Source organism: Synechococcus sp. MU1617 (assembly GCF_020514235.1).
Classification (GTDB): Bacteria; Cyanobacteriota; Cyanobacteriia; order PCC-6307; family Cyanobiaceae; genus Parasynechococcus.
Window position 1 is genome coordinate 181,960 of record NZ_VTLB01000003.1, and the last position, 17,486, is coordinate 199,445.

The following is a 17,486-nucleotide window of genomic DNA, read 5'->3' on the forward strand; positions in this document are numbered from 1 at the left end:
GGGCCGACATTAACGAGGGTCCTGGGGCTGCGTCAGCGCAGCTTTCGGACGAGATCCTTGCAACCCCCCTGTTGGTCGATGTAACTGCGCATTAGATCGTCGTAGCCAGGAGTGGTTTTCACCTCGTCCCGGTCGGTGTCGCTCACCCCCTTGCTGAGCAAGAAGCGGTTGGCGATGTCTTGGGCTTGGGCGGGTCTCATCTGCTTGGTTTCGATCAGGCAGCGGGCATTGGCTTCGGCGATGGTGACCAAAGCTGTGGTGCGCTCGCTGGCGGCGAAGCTTGCCTGTTGAACGAGGCTGCTGACGCTGAGAACCACCAGGGCTGTGGTGGCGGCGCGTTGGACCATGGCGTCAGGATCCTTGGACTTGCCTCAGGATGGACCTTCAGGGCGAAGGGGTCCAGCGGGGAATCGGCAGCGGTGGATCCACCAGGTTGCGCTGAAATGCGATCAGCACAGCCTGGGTGCGGCTTTTGGCATTGAGTTTGCGCAGCAGTGCTGTGACGCAGTGCTTGGTGGTTTCAATCGAGAGGTGCAGCTGATCGGCAATCTCCTGATTGCTGAGGCCCTTGCAAAGACCGCGCAGCACGTCTTCTTCCCGCAGGCTCAGCACGTCGCTGAGGGGATGGTCGATGTTTCCTGAACCGCGGCCGTGGTTGGCCACCCCGGCAATCACCGGATCCATGTGGCTGCCATCGCTCTCCATGGCGCGTAGAACGCTGAGCAGGCCGCCGTTGCCGATCCGCTCATGGCTGCAGAGCCCCTCGCATTGCGCCTTGGCTGCGGCGTGAATTGTGCTCAGCAACGGGCGCTGAATCAACATCAGGCACCGCAGGGAGGGTTGGCGTGCCTTGGCGGCTGCTACCAGGGAGGGGCCATGACCGCGCTCGAGCTGATCGCTGCAGATCAGTAGATCAGCGGCCGTGCTGCTGAGGCAGGCGAGGGCTTCCGCTTCGGTGCTAGCGGCCCCCACCAGGGAGCCAATGCCAGCGAGGCTATGAACCAGGCCGCTGATCAAAACGCGATCGGCGGAGGCGACCACGATGCGACGCCCCTCCAACAAGGGCCGGTGGCGTTGAGGAAGCTCACGCATCGCGGCCAGCTGAGGGGTGAAGTCCACATCCTGAAGGCAGCCCGAATCTCACCATGAATCGGATGCCGCAGGAGGGCGGTGCTGGTCAGCAAGACCGTACAAAAGGCTTCAGTGCAGGCCAACGCAAGGTGCGGCGATCACCCCCGTTGCCACTTGCGAATCCTTGGCAAACTTTGCCGAAGCAGTGATTCACGCCGACGATGGCCTTCTTCGATTCCGACATTGTTCAGGACGAAGCCAAGCGCCTGTTCAGCGACTACCAGCAGCTGATGCAGCTGGGCAGTGAGTACGGAAAGTTCGATCGAGAGGGCAAGAAGAAATTCATCGAGACGATGGAGCAGCTGATGGGCCGCTACCGCGTGTTCATGAAGCGCTTCGAGCTCTCGGAGGATTTCCAGGCCAAGTTGACTGTGGAGCAGCTGCGCACCCAGCTCAGCCAGTTCGGCATCACCCCCGAGCAGATGTTCGAGCAGATGAACTCCACCCTCGAGCGGATGAAAGCTCAGATCGAGGAGCCCCCCTCCAGCTGAACTAGCACTCGTACGATCGCCAGCGCCCGCTTGATGCGCCTCCCCCATGTCGGACTCCACCCCGTCGTTGCCGGATTGGCTGTCCCGGGGCATGGCCGACCTGTTCCCGGCCGGGGATCCCAGTGATGCGGATCAGGCCCTGGCGGCCCGATTGGCCCAGGCCGAAAAGGAGGGTCGGCCGCTGCGGGTGAAGCTGGGCATCGACCCCACTGGCAGCAACATTCATCTGGGCCACAGCATCCTGTTCCGCAAGTTGCGGGCCTTCCAGGACGCGGGCCACACGGCGGTGCTGATCATCGGTGACTTCACGGCGCGGATCGGGGATCCCACCGGCAAGAGCGCCACGCGGGTGCAGCTCAGCAAAGAGCAGGTGGCCGCTAACGCCTCCACCTACCTGCGCCAGTTGGGGCAGGACCAGCCCAAGGAAACGGCGCTGCTCGATTTCGAGACCCCTGGCCGGTTGGAGGTGCGTTACAACTCCGAGTGGTTGGAGGGTATGGACCTGCCGGCAGTGATCGGCTTGCTCGGCACCGGCACTGTGGGCCAGATGCTGGCCAAGGACGACTTCTCCAAGCGCTACGGCAGCGGCACTCCGATTGCCCTGCATGAATTCCTCTATCCGCTGCTGCAGGGCTACGACTCGGTGGCGGTGAACGCTGATGTGGAGCTGGGCGGCACGGATCAGAAGTTCAACGTCGCCATGGGCCGTGATCTGCAGCGCCATTTCGATAAGGGCACCCAGTTCGGCCTACTGCTGCCGATCCTGGTGGGTCTCGACGGGGTGCAGAAGATGAGCAAGAGCCTCGGCAACGTGGTGGGCCTGGAGGAAGACCCGCTTTCGATGTACTCCAAGCTGGAGAAGGTTGGCGATGGGGCGATCGATGACTACGTCACGTTGCTGACCAACCTTGATCTGTCCTCATTACCGGAAAATCCGCGCGAAAAGCAGAAGGCCATGGCCCTGGCGGTGACCGCCAGCCGTCATGGTCCGGAGGCTGCCTCCAAGGCCCAGAGCGATGCCGCCACCCTGGTGGGAGGAAGCGGTGATGCCGGCGCGGATGTGCCCGAGGCCTCCCTGGCAGAGGTGAACTTTCCGGCCAAGGCGTTCTATCTGCTTAGTGCCGTGGGGATTTGCGCCAGCAGCAGTGAGGCCCGCCGCCAGATCAAGGGCGGTGCGGCTCGTTTGGAAGGTGAAAAGATCACCGACCCCAACCATGAGTTCGCCTCAGCGGCGGAACTGGAGGGCAAGGTGTTGCAGCTGGGTAAGAAAACTTTTCGGAGGCTTGTTGCTTGATGGAGAACCTGCATCCTGCCGATCGGATCATCGTGGCGCTCGATGGCATGGCACCCGAGCAGGCACTGCGCTTTGCCGCTCAGGTGAAGGGGCTGCGCTGGGTGAAGGTGGGCCTGGAGCTGTTTGTGCAGGCTGGGCCGGTGGTGGTGGAGCAACTGCGCGCGCAGGGGCTGCGGGTGTTCCTTGATCTCAAATTTCACGACATCCCCGCCACCATGGCTGGAGCCTGCCGGCGGGCAGCGGCGCTGGGGGCGGAGTTGATCACGGTGCATGCCTGCGCTGGCAGCGAAGCGCTGCAGGCAGCCGAGGCCGCGGCGGTGGAAGGGGCCCAAGGCGCTGGCCAACCCGCCCCCACCCTGTTGGCGGTGACGGTGCTCACCAGCTGGGAAGAGCAGCGATTGCAACGGGAACTCGCCATCACCCAGGCCATCGCCGAACGGGTGCCGGCGTTGGCGCAGCTGTCGGCAATCTCCGGCATTGGTGGTTGTGTGTGTTCTCCCCTGGAGGCCGCGGCGTTGCGGGCGCAGCACCCCGAGCCGTTTGCCTTGGTGACTCCTGGCATTCGCCCTAAAGGCGCTGCCTTTGGTGATCAGGCCCGGGTGATGGGTCCCGCCGAGGCGATTGCAGCGGGCGCCAGCCAGCTGGTGATCGGCCGGCCGATCACCAAAGCCGACAACCCCAGCGTTGCTTTTGCCCAGTGCTGCGCTGAGCTGATCGATTAGGGCGCAGCCCGGATCAATACTTTGCAGAACATGCCCGTGTTTCTGGAGCCATCATCAGGTTGATAATGGTCGGACCATTGTCTCCAAGCACAGCGATCGAATTGCTGATCGCCGCGAGTTCCTGGCCGCTGTAGCGCTTGCCGTAAGCGTTGGCCATGCAACGGCAATAGCCTCTTTGGTTTTCGACGCCGGATTTTTTGCGTTGATTGCAACCCTGCTCGAAGCCCTCTTTGAACTGCCTGGTGAGTTGCCTGTCGCTCTGGGCCTGTACTGGAATGGTGAAAGCGGCAAGAACAAGGACGAGCGTGGTGAATCGTCTCAAGGGATTTGAAGTCAATGAGGCAAGGTTGGCAGCGTTTTGGGGATCTTCAGCCCTGTTGAGCAGATTGTTGCTTGGCCAGCAGTCTTAAAGCGATTTCATCAGTATTGGTTTCACAACGCCCATGTTCTGGGCTGTTCATCGCTCATCGAAGCCCAGCATTCAGCTGGATTAAGGCTGTAACAGGCAAAAATGCCCGAGAGAATCATGTCTTTCTGATCAGAAGTAATTGCACTCTTTTTGATCCCTGATCAAGGTTGAGTGGCTTAACAATTCAACCTTTTTTGTTCAACCGCCCTTTAATGGCGGGGTAATGGCTGCTTTGGGTTGCGGTGGTGTTGATTGCAAACACGTCGCAGGCAGCATTGGTAGTGGAGCGTGCCCGCTGGTTGCTCTGTCCCCTCCCCAAGGTGGCTTCAACCCTGCTCAAACGATTGGCGGTCATCGCCGATGGAGGCGAGCCCTTTGAGGGTGCAGCCCTCGGTGAAACCCGGCCGGCTTTGGCGATTCACCAACCTTGGGTTCATGGCCTGCCGGCTCTGGCTCAACTCTCTTTGGTTGATCAGAAGCAGTGGAGAGATGATCCCCATGCCCTTCGCCTGGCGGTGACCCGTCATCCCGGAGAGCGGTTGTTGTCGTTTTGGCACGACAAGCTTCACCTGATGGATCCCGCTTATGCACCGTTGAATGCGTCGGTGCAGGCGTCCAACGGGCTGGCCCCTGAAGAGGCCTGCAGCTTTGTTGCCTTCCTCAACCACCTAGGCGAGCACTGGGAGTTGTTGCGGGGTGATGGCCATCTCACTCCGCAGCATCAGACCCTCGCTGACGCTGAGCTGTTCAACCTGCGCCTGGATCGCAACCAGCTGGTGCAGGAGCTGCCCAGGTGCTTGGAGCCATTGCTGGCGGCCGATCGGCTGGACCGGATCAACCAAGAGTTGAAAACCTACGGCCAGCAATGCCAACAGCACTTGAGTCGTCGCTGGCAGGACGCCTACAACAAAGATGGATTGGCCCTGCTGGATCGGCTGTACGGCCAGGACTTGGAGGCCTATGGCTACAGCCTTCCCCGCCGCCGCCGTGCTGCCTTGAAGCCCTTGGCGCCCGTTGATGGTGATGCCCTGGTGGATCCGCTTCAGCAACTGCGTGATCGCCATCAGCAGATTGCCGGGTTGCAGCAGCAGGTGATCGAGCTTCAGCAACAACTGGCGATGGCTCAGCAGTCCCTGGCCCAACCCCCACTCCCAACGCTGACGCCACCAACGGGAACTTGGACGGATCACAACGCACCGGAGGCGGGGCTGGCGCACCTCTATGAGGCATTGGCCCAGGACCGTTTTCAGGAGGTGCTTGATCAGATTGCCGCCCTGGAGGGGCATTCCCATCCAGGCGAAGTGGCCTACATCGAAGGTCTCGGCCATGCCGGAGTGGGCTGTCATCAGTTGGCCCTGAGTTGCTTTGAGGCTGCTCAAGCCGCTGGCTTTTTCACACCGTTTGTGTTGTTCAACGGTGGCAATGCCTGCCGTGCACTCGGCAATACCTCAGAAGGGCTGCGTCTGTACCGGGAAGCACTGGAGGTGCATCCGAGCTTCAGTGAATGCCGTCACAACCTGGCCCTTGCGCTGTTGGAAGCGGGTCAGCCGATGGAGGCCGAACGCGAATTGCGGCTGTTGCTGCGCGATCAACCCAGTTATGCCCAGGCCGCTTTCTGCTTGGCCAATCTGCTGCGGGATCACAAACGCATCCCAGAGGCGATTGAAGCCTTCCGCCTCTGCCTGGAGCATGCGCCCAGCTACCCCGATGCCTGGAACAACCTTGGGCTGGTGCAGGCCGGTATTGGCGAAATCGATGCCGCCATGGCCAGTTACCGCCAGGCGCTTTCTCTGGATGCCGGGTTCCAGCCCTCCCGCCAGAACCTGGCTCAGGCCCTGGTTCAACAAAAACGCCACAGCGAGGCCCTTGAGCAGTTCGAATGTTTGCGACAGACCGCCGACCTCTCCGTGATGGGGCAAGCGGTGGGCCTGCAGGGCCAGATTGCCTGCCTGATGGAGCTGGATCGCTACGGCGATGGCTTAGCGATTGCTGATGGCTGCCATGGGGATCGCCGGGTGCAACTGATTGCACGGCTGCATGTTTTGCCTGTGCTTTACGCCTCTGACGAGGAGATGCGGGAGGTACGGCAACGCTGGAGTGACGATGCCCATGAGCTCTACGGTTTGCTGAAGGACATCAGCCGTGAGGATCCCGTCTGGGACCTGCTCTATGCCCATGCCTGGTCGCTCACCAACTTCTATCTGGCCTATCAGATGGAAGACGACCGCTCCTTGCAGGAGCTGTATTCCGGCATCATCGATCGCATCCTGCGGCCGCGTCTGGGTGCATTCATGCAGCCGCTGCCCCAACGGAACCCTGCTGATAGCAGCCCGCTGCGGGTTGGGGTGATCTCACCGCACCTGCACAACCACAACGGCGCCATCTGGGCGCTCGGCTGGCTGGAGGGCATCGCCGGTAATCCCGATTACGAGATCTTCAGCTACAACCTCGCCGACAGTGAAGATTCGGGGACCCAGCGCTTTGCCGCACTGGGCACGTACCGCCATCTTCCGCTGCAGGCCGAGAACCCGGAGCCGATGCTGCAGCAGATCCGAGACGACAAGCTCGATCTGCTGATTTACACCGACATCGGCATGCACCCCGTCAGCAAGGTCACCTCGGTGCTGCAATTGGCTCCGGTGCAGGGCCAAGGCTGGGGGCATCCGATCAGCAGCGGTTCTCGCACCATCCACTACTACTTTTCGGGCGAGGGGATGGAACCGGAGGGCAACGAGGCCCACTACAGCGAAACGCTCTATCGGCTTCCCAACACTGGGCTCAATTACGAGGTGCCGGCGGCCCTTCATGACGGCCAGCTGTTGTTTGAGACCTTCGACCTTCCCCGAGACCGGCCGATCCTCAACTCGTTGCAGAGCACCTTCAAGTACGTGCCTCGCAATGACTGGACGTACGCCGAGATCGCCAAGCGCCATCCCGATGCCTTCATCGTGCTGGTGGGTCACATGGGCAATGGTGGTATTGCCGATCGCCTTTATGCGCGCCTACGCCCCCACTTTGAGCAGCGAGGCATGGAGATTGAAAACCACCTGCGCATCCTGCCGCGGCTCGACTATGGCGACTTCATGGGCCTGTTTGCCATCAGCCACCACACCATCGACACGATCGACTGGAACGGCGGCAACAGCTCGATGCAGTCGTTCTCGCTCGACTGTCCTGTGGTCACCCTTCCCACCGCCTTCATGCGTGGGCGACACACGGTGGCGATGTTGGAGCTGCTGGAGTTGCCGGAGCTGATCGCCAGGGATGCCGATGACTACGTCGCCATCTCCTCACGCCTGCTCAGTGATGACGGCTTCCATGCGGAGATCATGCAAAAAATTCAGCAGCGCAAATCTCGGCTGTTCCAGGACACGAGTGTGGCGGAGGCGTTTCAGGTGGCGGTTGAAACGGTGTGCCGTCAGGCCCCAGCAGTGGGGCAGCAACCTGCTGGGGTCATGCCCCTGCCAACCAGACTTTCGGATCAGGCTTCTTCTGCCGCATGACCTTCAACCTTGAAGCCAGTGATCTCCCCTACCCAACATTCGGGTAGGGGTTGAACTCAGAATTTGAAGCTGAGGCCGCCCTGCACCTGCCAGCTGGTGCCGCGGTCACTACCCCAAACCAGCGCACCGCCGCGGGCATAAACGCCCACCGATGTGCCGTTGACGTTGTATGTGGTGTAGTCGAGGCCGAGTTCGATCAGGGCGGCATGGTCATCGCCTCCGTTCACGTCCCAGCGCTTGGACTTGCCGGATTCGCGGTAGGTCACCTTCTGATCGCCGCCGCTGGTGCCCCAGTCAGCGGCCCAGCCCAGGCGCAAGGACGGTAGGAACAGTGAGCGTTCGCCATCCCGGATCGGACGACCGAATTTCAGTGAGATCTCACTGCCCATCTGATCCACCTCCATGGCGTGGTACTTGAGCCGATCCTCACGGTCGGCACCGTGCTCGCTGAACTTGTCGAGGCTGGTGTTGGTGTAGCTGATCTGGGCCTGCGGCTCGATCAACCAGTCGCCGCTCTCCAGAGGGGTCGCCACACTGACGACGCCGGTCCAGGAGTTGCCGCTGCGGTTGCCCTTGGCGGTTTCGCCGTTGATGGAGCGGCGATGTTCACCGTCGTAGCCACCGGCGCTGATCATGCCCCGCAGCACCAAGGATTGGCTCCAGTACTCGGCATAGGCACCACCGCCCCAGCCATCGGCATCCCAGCTGCCGCGACCACCATCACGGCCGTTCATCACCGCATAGGTGCCGAACAGGCCGATCCGGGTTGTGTCGCTCAAGGGGATGTCGACACCGAGTTGGGCTCCGCCGTTGTCGAAGTCGGCGGTGCGATGACCCGCAGCGCCGTTGCTGCTAACGCCGCCGAAACCGCGCACCCAGGCATTCACGGCGGGCTTGTTCACCTCATTGGTGAATAGCAGGCCATGCGGATTGATGATTTCGCGATAGCGAACCCCTTCAACCTCGATGAAGACCGTGTCGGCGTCGGCATCGAGAACCACAGCATTGGCCTGTGCCTGAAGCGTTCGTTCCAGATAGACCTCACCAACACCGGGATCGAGTGAATCGCTCTTCATCCAGAGCGGACGGATCGGTTCGGCTGGTTCCAGCGCTGGTTCAGGCCCTTGCGCAGGAGTGGGTTCGGGTGCTGCTTCCTCCGCGAATTGCCGGTAGGGGGGAGCTGGCGGGAACTGGGCGCAGGGCCCAAAGCACGGGGGAATGATCACCGCAGGGAGCTGTTCCCTGCTGCTCTTGGATGTCTTGGAATCGTCGCGATCTTACCGATCATCGTCGTCGTCAATGTCGTCGTCATCGGGATCTTTAGGTTCTTCCTCAGGCAGACAAACCTCACCGCCTAGCGGGTCAAGGGTGCAGCTCTGGGCAGGCGCCTCAACAGGCTGCAACAGTTCTATGAACAGGAGTCCAAGGCTGCCGAGCAACAAGGTTCGGAGCACACGCTGAGCGTGACAGCTGGACGTCATGCTGATGGAGAAAGTTAAAGGTCATTTTGATATGACTTGCCTCGATTTGTGAACTCCCTAGAAGACTAGATTTCAAACCATATGGCTGTGGGGCCTCATCAGTTGTGTGTTGTTGTTTAATTTGCTCGATCCGTACCAGGTAAGGGGTTGCAATCTGATTCGAGGTCTCTATAAAAAATATAAGTCTCATTTCAGCTTGTGCCCCGCGTTATTGGCAATCGCTCAGTCAACACTGCCCTCTTTGGGCTGCTGCGAAACAACCTGCTGTTGTTTGCGTTGCTGTTGGGTGGAGCCCAGGCGTCATGGGCTCAGCAAGAAGGTTTGGAATGCGATCCAGAGATTACGGCCGCCGAGAGTGTGAAGCTTGGAACCGGTAATCTCACTTGCACCGGCCCTGGTTCGCAAACCGTAAATTCGATTGCGGGTCAGAATGGCAAAGTTAATGTAATCACCCTCCAGGGCGGAGCTGAGCTGACTGTTACTAATAATGTGGCGCTAGATCAACAGGGGGGTAATAGTGGGAATACTAAAAAGGGGAATACGATTGACATCGATAGCAATTCCTCGTTGCTGATCAAGGGCAAGCTCAAGAACCATAAAACTAATACCCAGGGCAATCCTGATGTGATCACCAATGCTGGCACCCTCACAGTTGAGGGGGCCACAGATATGTATCAGTGGAATGATCAAATCACGAACAGTGGTACAGCTGAATTCACAGGGCTTGCCATGGGCTCTGGCGATGACACGGTCACCAATGAGGCTTCCGGTGATTTAACGGTGACAGGCGATCTCAACTTGAAGATGGGTGCCGATACAGTTGCCAATCACGGTGAAATGACTGTTACAGGAGATATTACTGATGTTAATCAAGGCTCATGTGGAGGAGCTGCTGATAGCGATCAATGCGGAAACTCGAATGACGATACGATTATTAATAATAAGGCTCTCGCGGTGAGCGGTGATATCGTCCTTGGCTCCGGTGCGCCATGCACAAACTGCGGAAAGAATAACGAGAAGGAGGACCCTAAATTCAAAAACTGGTCTGACAATGATACGCTTAACAACTCAGGCACCCTGACCGTTGCCAATATCAATTTTGAAAAACAGGTAGCCACAGGAACTGATGCTGACACCCTGATTAACAGCGGCACGCTGACGGCCACTGGAAATATCACCTTCGGGCGTGATGGCGACACATTAACGAATACTGGCGCCTTGGATGTTGATGGAGGTATCGACTTTGGCTCCGGTAATGACACGTTTAGCACCGGTTATGGCTTCAATGTGGGTGGCATTATCGATGGTGGTAGTGGGACGAATGCGCTCGAGTTTGGAGAAAAGCTTGACCATTATTTTGATGGTGGAAGCGAGGCTACTGGCGAAGTAAAGGCTTCTGACTTTAAAAATTGGACTAAGGGTTATCAGCTTGGGGGTAACTGGGACTTCGACGGCGATTTCTCTGATGATGGTGCAGATAACCCTAGGATCCATACCTTTATTCTGCGCGATGGCACATTTCGGGCTCGCGATAACAACCCTCCGAAATTTAATATTTTTGAGATGGATGGTGGCTACATCGACTTCGTTAAAACTGTGGACGACAAGCCTTCTCTTTCTGTGAAAGAGTCTTTTGAATACAAGAAAGGCGCGCTCTACATTGATGCTCGTGATGTTCCTAGTTCGCCTGATAATGCGCCTGTATGGAAAGTGATTGAGGGTCCCATGATTAATGCCGAAGGGCTGGCTAATAACACGTTACTGGTCACCAGTAGTGGTGCACGCAATGGTGGAGCAGCTTTTAGATTTACGGGGTTGGCGTCACAAGGATATCTCACAAATGAAGGAGACAGCGGAACAGTTGCTGAATACCCCTTTCACTATGCCTACCTCGCTAGTGATTCTGTTGGTCGCGCCGCTTGTGAGGATGGTGATTGTGGAAAAGACTTTGATGTTCGCTTAGTGCCCAGGCAAAGTCCGATTGATCCTGATCCGGAGACTGAATACTGCGAAGAGAATCCAGATGATCCCCTTTGCAACGGCACTATCAAGCCTGATCCTGATCCAGAATTTTGTGAGGAAAATCCAGATGCGGAGGAGTGCAAGGAGAAGCCAAAGCCTGAGCCTGATCCACAGCCGGAGCTGCCTGGTTGTGAAGACGAAGGCCTTTGTGAGATTTTCCCGCCTAGCCCTGATCCCGAAGATCCCGATCCAGAGGATGATGAAGTTGAAGAGATTGTCGACATTTTGGTCGAGGAAGTTCATGGCCCGGATCCGGATTTTGAACTCCCTCTCCTGATGGATTGGGGTGAGTTAGCCAGGTTGATCGGAAGTGGCTTGGCACCGCGAAATGTTGATGCCGCTGGACGTGGCTTGGCGCTCTACAACAACCTGCTGGTTGATGCGGTGTTTGATCGCCAGCCTTTGCGTCAGTTCGAGGAACTTCTGATTGCAGAAGAGGTTGTTGAGGGGAGCGTTGTGGAAGAGGAGGCCGTGATTGAGGAGGCGGCTCCGGTGCAACCGCTGTGGCTCAAGAGCGATGAGCTCGCTGATGAGGCAGCAACGGCCTATGTCGAAGGAGCCGTTGCAGAGGTTGAGGACGCCGATGCCGCTATTGCCAGGGGAATTGAGGAAGAAGCAGTCATTGTTGAGTTCGATGGCGTCAGTTATGTCGATCTGCAGGACGTCGAGCTCGATTTAGCCAAGCGTGATGGTGTCAGCGCTTGGGTGAAGGGATTTGGCGGCAATAGCCGCGCCGATGATTCGTCAATTCTCTACAACGACTACGACTTGGATGCCTACGGCACCAGTTTTGGTGTGGATGTAGCGCTGAGCGAGACGTTCCAAATCGGTGCTTACGCCAACTATGGCGATGTGAATGTTCACCACCGCAGTGGTGATACCGGTGGCGGCAGCTGGAACCCCGAGGGCTGGGGAGGTGGTTTGACGGCCCAGTACTCCACCCGCCATTTCTATGTGCAGGGCCTGCTGGGTGCGAGTGAATTCAGCGGTGAACAGTCCCGCAACATCTTGCAGATCAACAACGATCTGGGTGGGAATACGGCCAAGGGCGACAAGAGCGTCACCAGTTATCTGGGAGCGCTGCGGATTGGTGCACCGTTCAAGACCGGTGGTGTTGTGCTCGAGCCGCAGGGTCAGGTGGTGTGGACCCGCAACCACGAACAGGGCTTCTCCGAAAGCCATGGAACGGAGAAGAACCTGAGGTTGAAGTACAAGAGCCGCACGACGAACTTTGCCGAGACGGAGCTAGGGATGAAGCTGTCGGTGCCGATCCGCACCGGCGATCGTGCGCTGTTGGTGCCGAGTCTGCGGGCGGCCTGGCTGGCGGATTGGAACCAGGGAAATGAAGGCCAGGAGATTGGCTACAACTTCACCAAGAAAACGGTGAATTTCGATTCACAGCTGGGCACCGAGAACGGCGCCTTGCTTGAGGCGGGTCTGGACTACACGGTGCAGAACTTCAACGGCATCTCGGTGAAGCTGTACGGAAGAGGTGGCATGGAGTTTTGGGCCAGCGACCGTGGCACCACATGGCGCGCGAGCGGAGGTGTCACCTTCCAGTTCTGATGTTCGACTTTTAGGCATCTCGAATTGGAGGTGCCTAAAAATCAGCCCTTGGCTTTCTGCCCGATCTTGGGTTCGGTGCCCGCCAGCAGCCGCTCGATGTTGCTGCGATGGCGCCAGAGCACCATCAAGCTGGCCACGAGCGATACCACCACATAGGCACTGCTGCCGCCGGAGAGCAGCATCAACAGCGGCAATCCGATGGCGGCCACCACGCTGGAGAGCGACACGATCCGGAAGATCGAGATCACGGCCATGAACAGGCCAAAGCAGGCCAGCCCCACCGGCCAGGCCAGGCCCAGAAACATGCCCAGGCCGGTGGCCACCGCCTTGCCGCCCTTCCAGCCCAGCCACACCGGCCAGATGTGACCAGCCAACGCCGCCAAGCCCGCCAGCACCTGCAGCCAGTCGCTGAGGCCAACGATTTTCGCCAGCAGCACCGCCAGGGCGCCTTTGCCCACATCAATCAGGAACACCACCAGGGCCGGGCCCTTGCCCACGTTGCGCAGCACGTTGGTGGCGCCGGTGCTGCCGGAGCCGCAATCTCTGAGGTCGATCCCCTTGAGCCAGCGGCCGGCGAGGTAACCGCTGGGGATGGCTCCCAACAGGTAGCCGATGGCCAGGAGCAGCAGTGAGGTGAGGGCTGTCTGGATCACAGCAGGTCGTCGTCGTCGAGGCGTTCACCTGGTCCGGCCGCGAAGGCCAGCCAGAGGGGGAACTGAAGCACAGGGATGGAGACGCTGCGCTCGGCCGCGTCGATCAGGATCAACGGCACTTCGCCCCGCTCCTCTAGCCGGTCGGCCCGCTCCACCAGGGCTTCCGGGCGCTCGAACAGCACGATTCCGCTGCTCGGACCGAAGTCTTCCCGGCCCAGGCCGAGAGCATCCTGCAGGCCGCGCCGCCACTCGCCGAGCCGTTCCGGGCCGCCGGCCAGCACCAGGCACTGGAACTGATCGCCGTACAGCTCGCCGATCACCGCGATCAGAGCCGCACTCACCAAGATGTTGCGGGGCCGGGTGCCGCGGCTGGGCTGGGCGCCGCGTCCACCCTGATTGAAGAACCAGTCCTCCAGCAGGGCCGTGTCGCGGGCGTCGATGCTGCGTCGCAGGTTCCAGGGGTCGGCGTAGACGTCGGGCTGCTTGAGGAAGCGCTCCAGGGTCTGGCGGATCAGGTCTTCATCGGGGCGGAAGGTGTCGGCCACCGCTGGAGGCGGAGTGCTCTCTCCGGGCTTCTCCGGCGCCGCTGCGTTGTCTGGCGCCTGATCGAGGGGGGAGGGCTGCACCACCATCGGCTGCACCACCAGCTCCAGGTTTTCCACGCTCTGCACCAGGTCCTGCAGGGCGCCGCCCAGGTACTCCTGGAAGCCCTTCACGCGGCGGGCAATGGCATCGGACTGGCCGGCGAAATTGGCCTTCAGCTCGGTCTCGAGTTGCTGTTTGCGGGAGCTGAGGGCGGTGATCTCCACCTGCAGGGCATCGCGGCGCTCCTGCAGATCCTTGAGGGCCAGCTCCATCACGGGATTGGCCTCTGCCGCGGCTGGCTCGGCACCGGTGGTGCTGGCGGGTTCAGTGGTGGTTTCGCCGCTGGATTCGGCCGGGGCCTGCTCCGGTTCAGGCGCCTGGGGGGTCAGCTCGGTGTCGTCGGGCATTGCGTCAGCTGCCGTGCTCTCCATCCCTCCATTCCAGCCGACTGGGCCGCAGAAAAAAAGGTGGCATCACAACTGAGACAAAGGTGCACGAAATTGCATGGATATCAGCACGAAGTCAACACGAAATCGTGCTATTGCTCGCCTGCTTTCGTCTTCTCTTCGAGGTCGTCTTTCGGTACTTCCAGTGCTCCAACCCGCAGTTCCAGCTGTTCTCGCAGCTCCTTCGGGCTGAACAGGATCGGCAGGAAGTGAATGCTCTGGGTCTCGCGGAAATAAAACAGGCCTGGCAGCCCAGGGGCGAACAGCCGCCAGCTCAACCATTGGTCGTAGGGGAAACGCCTTAGCTCGCGGCCGTTCTGCCACACGATTAGAGCGTCTTCTTTGAATTCCAAGCGAAGACTTGCGCTCTGGATCAGCAGGAACAGGCCGAACAGTGCCACCACCAGCGTGGGCCAGGGGGACAACGGCAGCGGCAACAGCGCCAGGCCAAGGGCCACCACCAGCAGTGGCAGCCGAACGTCCGGCTTAAGGGTGACGGGGGCGGGGGTTGAACTCATGCTCCGAACAGCACCTGGGTAAGAACGACATCCATCAGGGCCACCAGGATCAGGATCATCACCACCGCGCCGGTGGTGCTGGTGCCCACTTCCTTGGGGCCGCCGCGGGTGGTCAGTCCCCAGCCGCAGGCCACCGTCGCGATGATCAGTCCGAACACCAGGGCCTTCACCAGCATGAACGGCAGGTCCAGCGGATTCATCCAGGTGCGCACCGAGGTCCAGAAGACCGCCGGCGGAATGTTGTAGAGGGCCGTGCTGGTGAGTTGGCCCGACCACACCGCCACGAGGAAGAAGAAAAAGCACTGCACCGGAGCCATCACCACCATCGCGATCATCCGGGGCACCACCAGGTACTCCACCGGATCGGTGCGCAGCATCGTGATCGCGTCGATCTGTTCAGTCACCTTCATTGTGCCCAGCTGGGCGGCGTAGGCGGTGGCAACCTTGCCCGCTAGCAGGCAGGAGGTGAGCAGGGGGGCGATCTCCCGCGCTAGGCCGATCGCCAGGATGCCGCCCACCGTTGATCCCGCCCCCTGGCGTGTGAGTTCCGCGGCCACCTGAATGTTGAACACCGAGCCGGCTGCCACCGAGATGATCAGCACGATCAGCACGCTGCCCGGGCCAGCGTCGAGCATTTGCTCAAACAGCTCCCCCCGATCAATGCGGCCGCGCAGGGTGGCGGCCACGGCCTGGCCTCCGATCAGCAGGCTGGCGCCCAGGCGTTTGATCGAACGGGGCGTGTTCATCCGGCGGCCTTCTGCAGGTGGGCTCCACGGTCGGGCCAGCCTCGCATCACCACAAGACCAAGCAGCACAAGGATGGCGGGAATCAGGCCCATGCAGAGCCGGATTGCTAGCAGGGCTGAATCCGGCTGTTCGATGAAACTCAGCGCCCCGCTGCAGTTGCCTCCCTTGGCGGAGATATAGCCCGTGAGCGAGAGCAGGCTGCCGAACACCGACATGGTGAGGCCGATGATCAGCTTCTGGCCGAACACCATCCAGGCGGTGTAGAGCCCGGCGGGTTTGCTCGGGTCAGCGTCGATCGCATCGGGCAGCAACGACCAAGGGATCAGATAGGCGGTGGCGGCCCCTACCCCCACCAGGGCAATCAGCCCCACCAGCGGCAACAGCTGCAGCAGGCTGGGATCTGTCGCCAGTGGCGGGAATAGCATCGATAGCAGGCAGGCGCTGATCCACAGCCCTGCGCCCCAGCGCAGGGTGGCGACCCGTCCGATGCGGTTGCAGAGGTTGCTCCAGAGCTGAAGGCCCAGCAGGGCAGCGATCTGAAAAGGCAACAGGATCCAGGTGGAAAGGTTGGTGGGCACATGCACCACCTGCACCAGCCAGATCAAGGCCACCACCTGCATCAGTTGCAGGCCGAACCAGAGCAGCAGATACAGCCCCAGCACCTGGCGGAAGCGGGGGTTGGCCATCACTCGTTTGAGCTGCTGCATCGGCGGCTCGTTGTTGGGCACTGGCCGTTGGGCCCGCTTGGCGTACGGGGCCAGCCCCCAGCAGCAGAGCAGTGTTGTGGTGGCAGCGATGCTGCCGGTGATCCGGCCCATCGCCAGGTAGCCCCCGCCCCCATCGGTGAGCACCACCGAGGCCACAATCAGTCCGCTTAGGCCGGCCAGGATGGAGCCGGTGAACCGTGCCGCATTGAGGCGGGTGCGAATGGCGGTGTCGGGCGTGAGCTCGGTGCCCAGGGCGGCGTAGGGCAGGTTGACGCTGGTGTAGGCGGTCATCAGTAAGACCGCCATCACGGCGTAGTAGATCGTGCGCTGCACCGTGTTGCCCGGTGGCACCCACCACATCGCCGCCAGGCTGATGCCCAGAGGTAGGGCTGCCGTCAGAATCCAGGGCAGGCGCGGGCCCCAGCGGCTGCGGGTGTGATCGCTGAGCCAGCCGATCAACGGGTCATTCAGGGCATCCCAGACCTTGCTCACCGTGAGCAGGGAACCGGCGATGAAGGCCGGCAAGCCCGCGGCGCAGATGAAAAAGGGGAAGAGATAGAAGCCCAGCTGGGTGGCGGCAAGTCCGGTGCCGGCGTCGCCCAGGCCGTAAGCAAGCATCAGCCTGCGGCGGGATCCCTGCAGGGATGCGTCGGTCGGTGTCACGCGGAGGCTTCAGGCAGGCGGATTGCCATAATGAATGCGTGCATACGTCACCACCACCCCCTTGGGCAGTGGTGTGTTTGTACTACGCGGGTGTTGTGTAATGGTAAGACCTCAGCCTTCCAAGCTGATGACACGGGTTCGATTCCCGTCACCCGCTTAAAAATTCAGCCTCAGTTTCTTCTCGATAAACCTCTTCAAAGGTTTGGATGATTTTTATTGATAGGGTGAAGTAGCTCTTGAAACTTTTATCTCTAGCGTGTGCTGATCATGCAGGATTTATGAGTTTTCCTCAATAGTTTCTTGAACCTCTTTGCTGATCGTCGAAAGTCCAAGTTCGGCCAAAGCTAGCAACTCTTTGAATTGGCTTACAATAGAGCTGTCATTGATGTAGATGAGGGCCAGTTTTTTTGTTTTGTCTGACAGCTCAGATGTTTTGTATTCAGTCCCGTCGATGATTAATGTCTTGGGCAGCTTTTTTGATGCTTCTGACCAGCTGTCCTCGGTATTCGGGTTGATATGGAAAGTGCTTTCTTCTTGTTCCATTATTTG

General features: G+C 59.9%; 16 protein-coding genes and 1 tRNA gene. 6 read left to right on the forward strand and 11 right to left on the reverse strand.

Going from position 1 to position 17,486, the window contains the following annotated elements; genetic code table 11:
* Positions 1-32: 32 nt before the first annotated feature.
* Both FZZ90_RS08175 and FZZ90_RS08180 read right to left on the reverse strand, forming a co-directional pair.
* Positions 33-347: a hypothetical protein gene (locus FZZ90_RS08175; RefSeq protein WP_226425205.1), complete on the reverse strand. Its 315-nt coding sequence runs from the start codon at positions 345-347 to the stop codon at positions 33-35.
* Between the two features lie 37 nt (positions 348-384).
* Positions 385-1,092 carry a response regulator transcription factor gene (locus FZZ90_RS08180; RefSeq protein WP_226425206.1) on the reverse strand — a complete coding sequence of 236 codons (708 nt, stop codon included), beginning with the start codon at positions 1,090-1,092 and terminating at the stop codon, positions 385-387.
* Between the two features lie 200 nt (positions 1,093-1,292).
* Here FZZ90_RS08180 and FZZ90_RS08185 point away from each other — a divergent pair, with 200 nt between their 5' ends.
* The 3 genes from FZZ90_RS08185 to pyrF are packed head-to-tail and all read left to right on the forward strand — an operon-like array spanning position 1,293 to position 3,638.
* Positions 1,293-1,622, forward strand: coding sequence for a DUF1825 family protein (locus FZZ90_RS08185; RefSeq protein WP_226425207.1), 330 nt, complete (start codon positions 1,293-1,295; stop codon positions 1,620-1,622).
* A gap of 46 nt (positions 1,623-1,668) precedes the next feature.
* Entirely contained in the window at positions 1,669-2,916 is a 1,248-nt protein-coding gene (gene tyrS / locus FZZ90_RS08190) for a tyrosine--tRNA ligase (protein ID WP_226425208.1), read from the forward strand.
* Positions 2,916-3,638: an orotidine-5'-phosphate decarboxylase gene (pyrF, locus tag FZZ90_RS08195; RefSeq protein ID WP_226425209.1), complete on the forward strand. Its 723-nt coding sequence runs from the start codon at positions 2,916-2,918 to the stop codon at positions 3,636-3,638. Before tyrS ends, pyrF begins: the two co-directional genes overlap by 1 nt.
* Before the next feature lie 13 nt (positions 3,639-3,651).
* Here pyrF and FZZ90_RS08200 read toward each other — a convergent pair whose 3' ends face one another.
* Complete coding sequence (locus FZZ90_RS08200; RefSeq protein ID WP_226425210.1) at positions 3,652-3,960, reverse strand: hypothetical protein; 309 nt, start codon at positions 3,958-3,960, stop codon at positions 3,652-3,654.
* A 332-nt stretch (positions 3,961-4,292) separates the two neighbouring features.
* Here FZZ90_RS08200 and FZZ90_RS08205 point away from each other — a divergent pair, with 332 nt between their 5' ends.
* Complete coding sequence (locus tag FZZ90_RS08205; RefSeq protein ID WP_226425211.1) at positions 4,293-7,550, forward strand: tetratricopeptide repeat protein; 3,258 nt, start codon at positions 4,293-4,295, stop codon at positions 7,548-7,550.
* Positions 7,551-7,606: 56 nt separating this feature from the next.
* Here FZZ90_RS08205 and FZZ90_RS08210 read toward each other — a convergent pair whose 3' ends face one another.
* Together FZZ90_RS08210 and FZZ90_RS08215 are read right to left on the reverse strand one after the other, a co-directional pair.
* Positions 7,607-8,776 (reverse strand): autotransporter outer membrane beta-barrel domain-containing protein, encoded by a 1,170-nt coding sequence (locus FZZ90_RS08210; RefSeq protein WP_226425212.1) that lies wholly within the window; start codon positions 8,774-8,776, stop codon positions 7,607-7,609.
* 51 nt (positions 8,777-8,827) lie between these two features.
* The gene (locus FZZ90_RS08215; RefSeq protein WP_226425213.1) at positions 8,828-9,031 is read right to left on the reverse strand and encodes a hypothetical protein; all 204 of its coding nucleotides are present in this window, start codon (positions 9,029-9,031) and stop codon (positions 8,828-8,830) included.
* A gap of 267 nt (positions 9,032-9,298) precedes the next feature.
* Here FZZ90_RS08215 and FZZ90_RS08220 point away from each other — a divergent pair, with 267 nt between their 5' ends.
* A complete protein-coding gene (locus FZZ90_RS08220) occupies positions 9,299-12,619 on the forward strand; it encodes an autotransporter domain-containing protein (protein WP_226425214.1) in 3,321 nt (1,106 codons plus the stop codon).
* A 41-nt stretch (positions 12,620-12,660) separates the two neighbouring features.
* Here the strand turns inward: FZZ90_RS08220 and plsY are convergent, their stop codons facing one another.
* From plsY to FZZ90_RS08245, 5 genes are all read right to left on the reverse strand, one after another.
* Entirely contained in the window at positions 12,661-13,272 is a 612-nt protein-coding gene (gene plsY, locus FZZ90_RS08225) for a glycerol-3-phosphate 1-O-acyltransferase PlsY (protein ID WP_226425215.1), read from the reverse strand.
* Positions 13,269-14,288, reverse strand: a complete 1,020-nt coding sequence (locus FZZ90_RS08230) for a DUF3086 domain-containing protein (RefSeq protein WP_226425216.1) — start codon at positions 14,286-14,288, stop codon at positions 13,269-13,271. The genes plsY and FZZ90_RS08230 overlap by 4 nt, the downstream gene beginning before the upstream one ends.
* A gap of 107 nt (positions 14,289-14,395) precedes the next feature.
* Entirely contained in the window at positions 14,396-14,821 is a 426-nt protein-coding gene (locus tag FZZ90_RS08235; protein ID WP_226425217.1) for a DUF3119 family protein, read from the reverse strand.
* Positions 14,818-15,567: an ABC transporter permease gene (locus tag FZZ90_RS08240; protein WP_226425218.1), complete on the reverse strand. Its 750-nt coding sequence runs from the start codon at positions 15,565-15,567 to the stop codon at positions 14,818-14,820. The genes FZZ90_RS08235 and FZZ90_RS08240 overlap by 4 nt, the downstream gene beginning before the upstream one ends.
* A complete protein-coding gene (locus tag FZZ90_RS08245) occupies positions 15,564-16,892 on the reverse strand; it encodes an MFS transporter (protein WP_226425314.1) in 1,329 nt (442 codons plus the stop codon). The genes FZZ90_RS08240 and FZZ90_RS08245 overlap by 4 nt, the downstream gene beginning before the upstream one ends.
* Before the next feature lie 131 nt (positions 16,893-17,023).
* Between FZZ90_RS08245 and FZZ90_RS08250 the strand changes: the two genes are divergently transcribed.
* Positions 17,024-17,094, forward strand: a tRNA-Gly gene (locus FZZ90_RS08250).
* A 119-nt stretch (positions 17,095-17,213) separates the two neighbouring features.
* Here the strand turns inward: FZZ90_RS08250 and FZZ90_RS08255 are convergent.
* Positions 17,214-17,480 carry a hypothetical protein gene (locus tag FZZ90_RS08255; protein WP_226425219.1) on the reverse strand — a complete coding sequence of 89 codons (267 nt, stop codon included), beginning with the start codon at positions 17,478-17,480 and terminating at the stop codon, positions 17,214-17,216.
* Positions 17,481-17,486 lie beyond the last annotated feature (6 nt).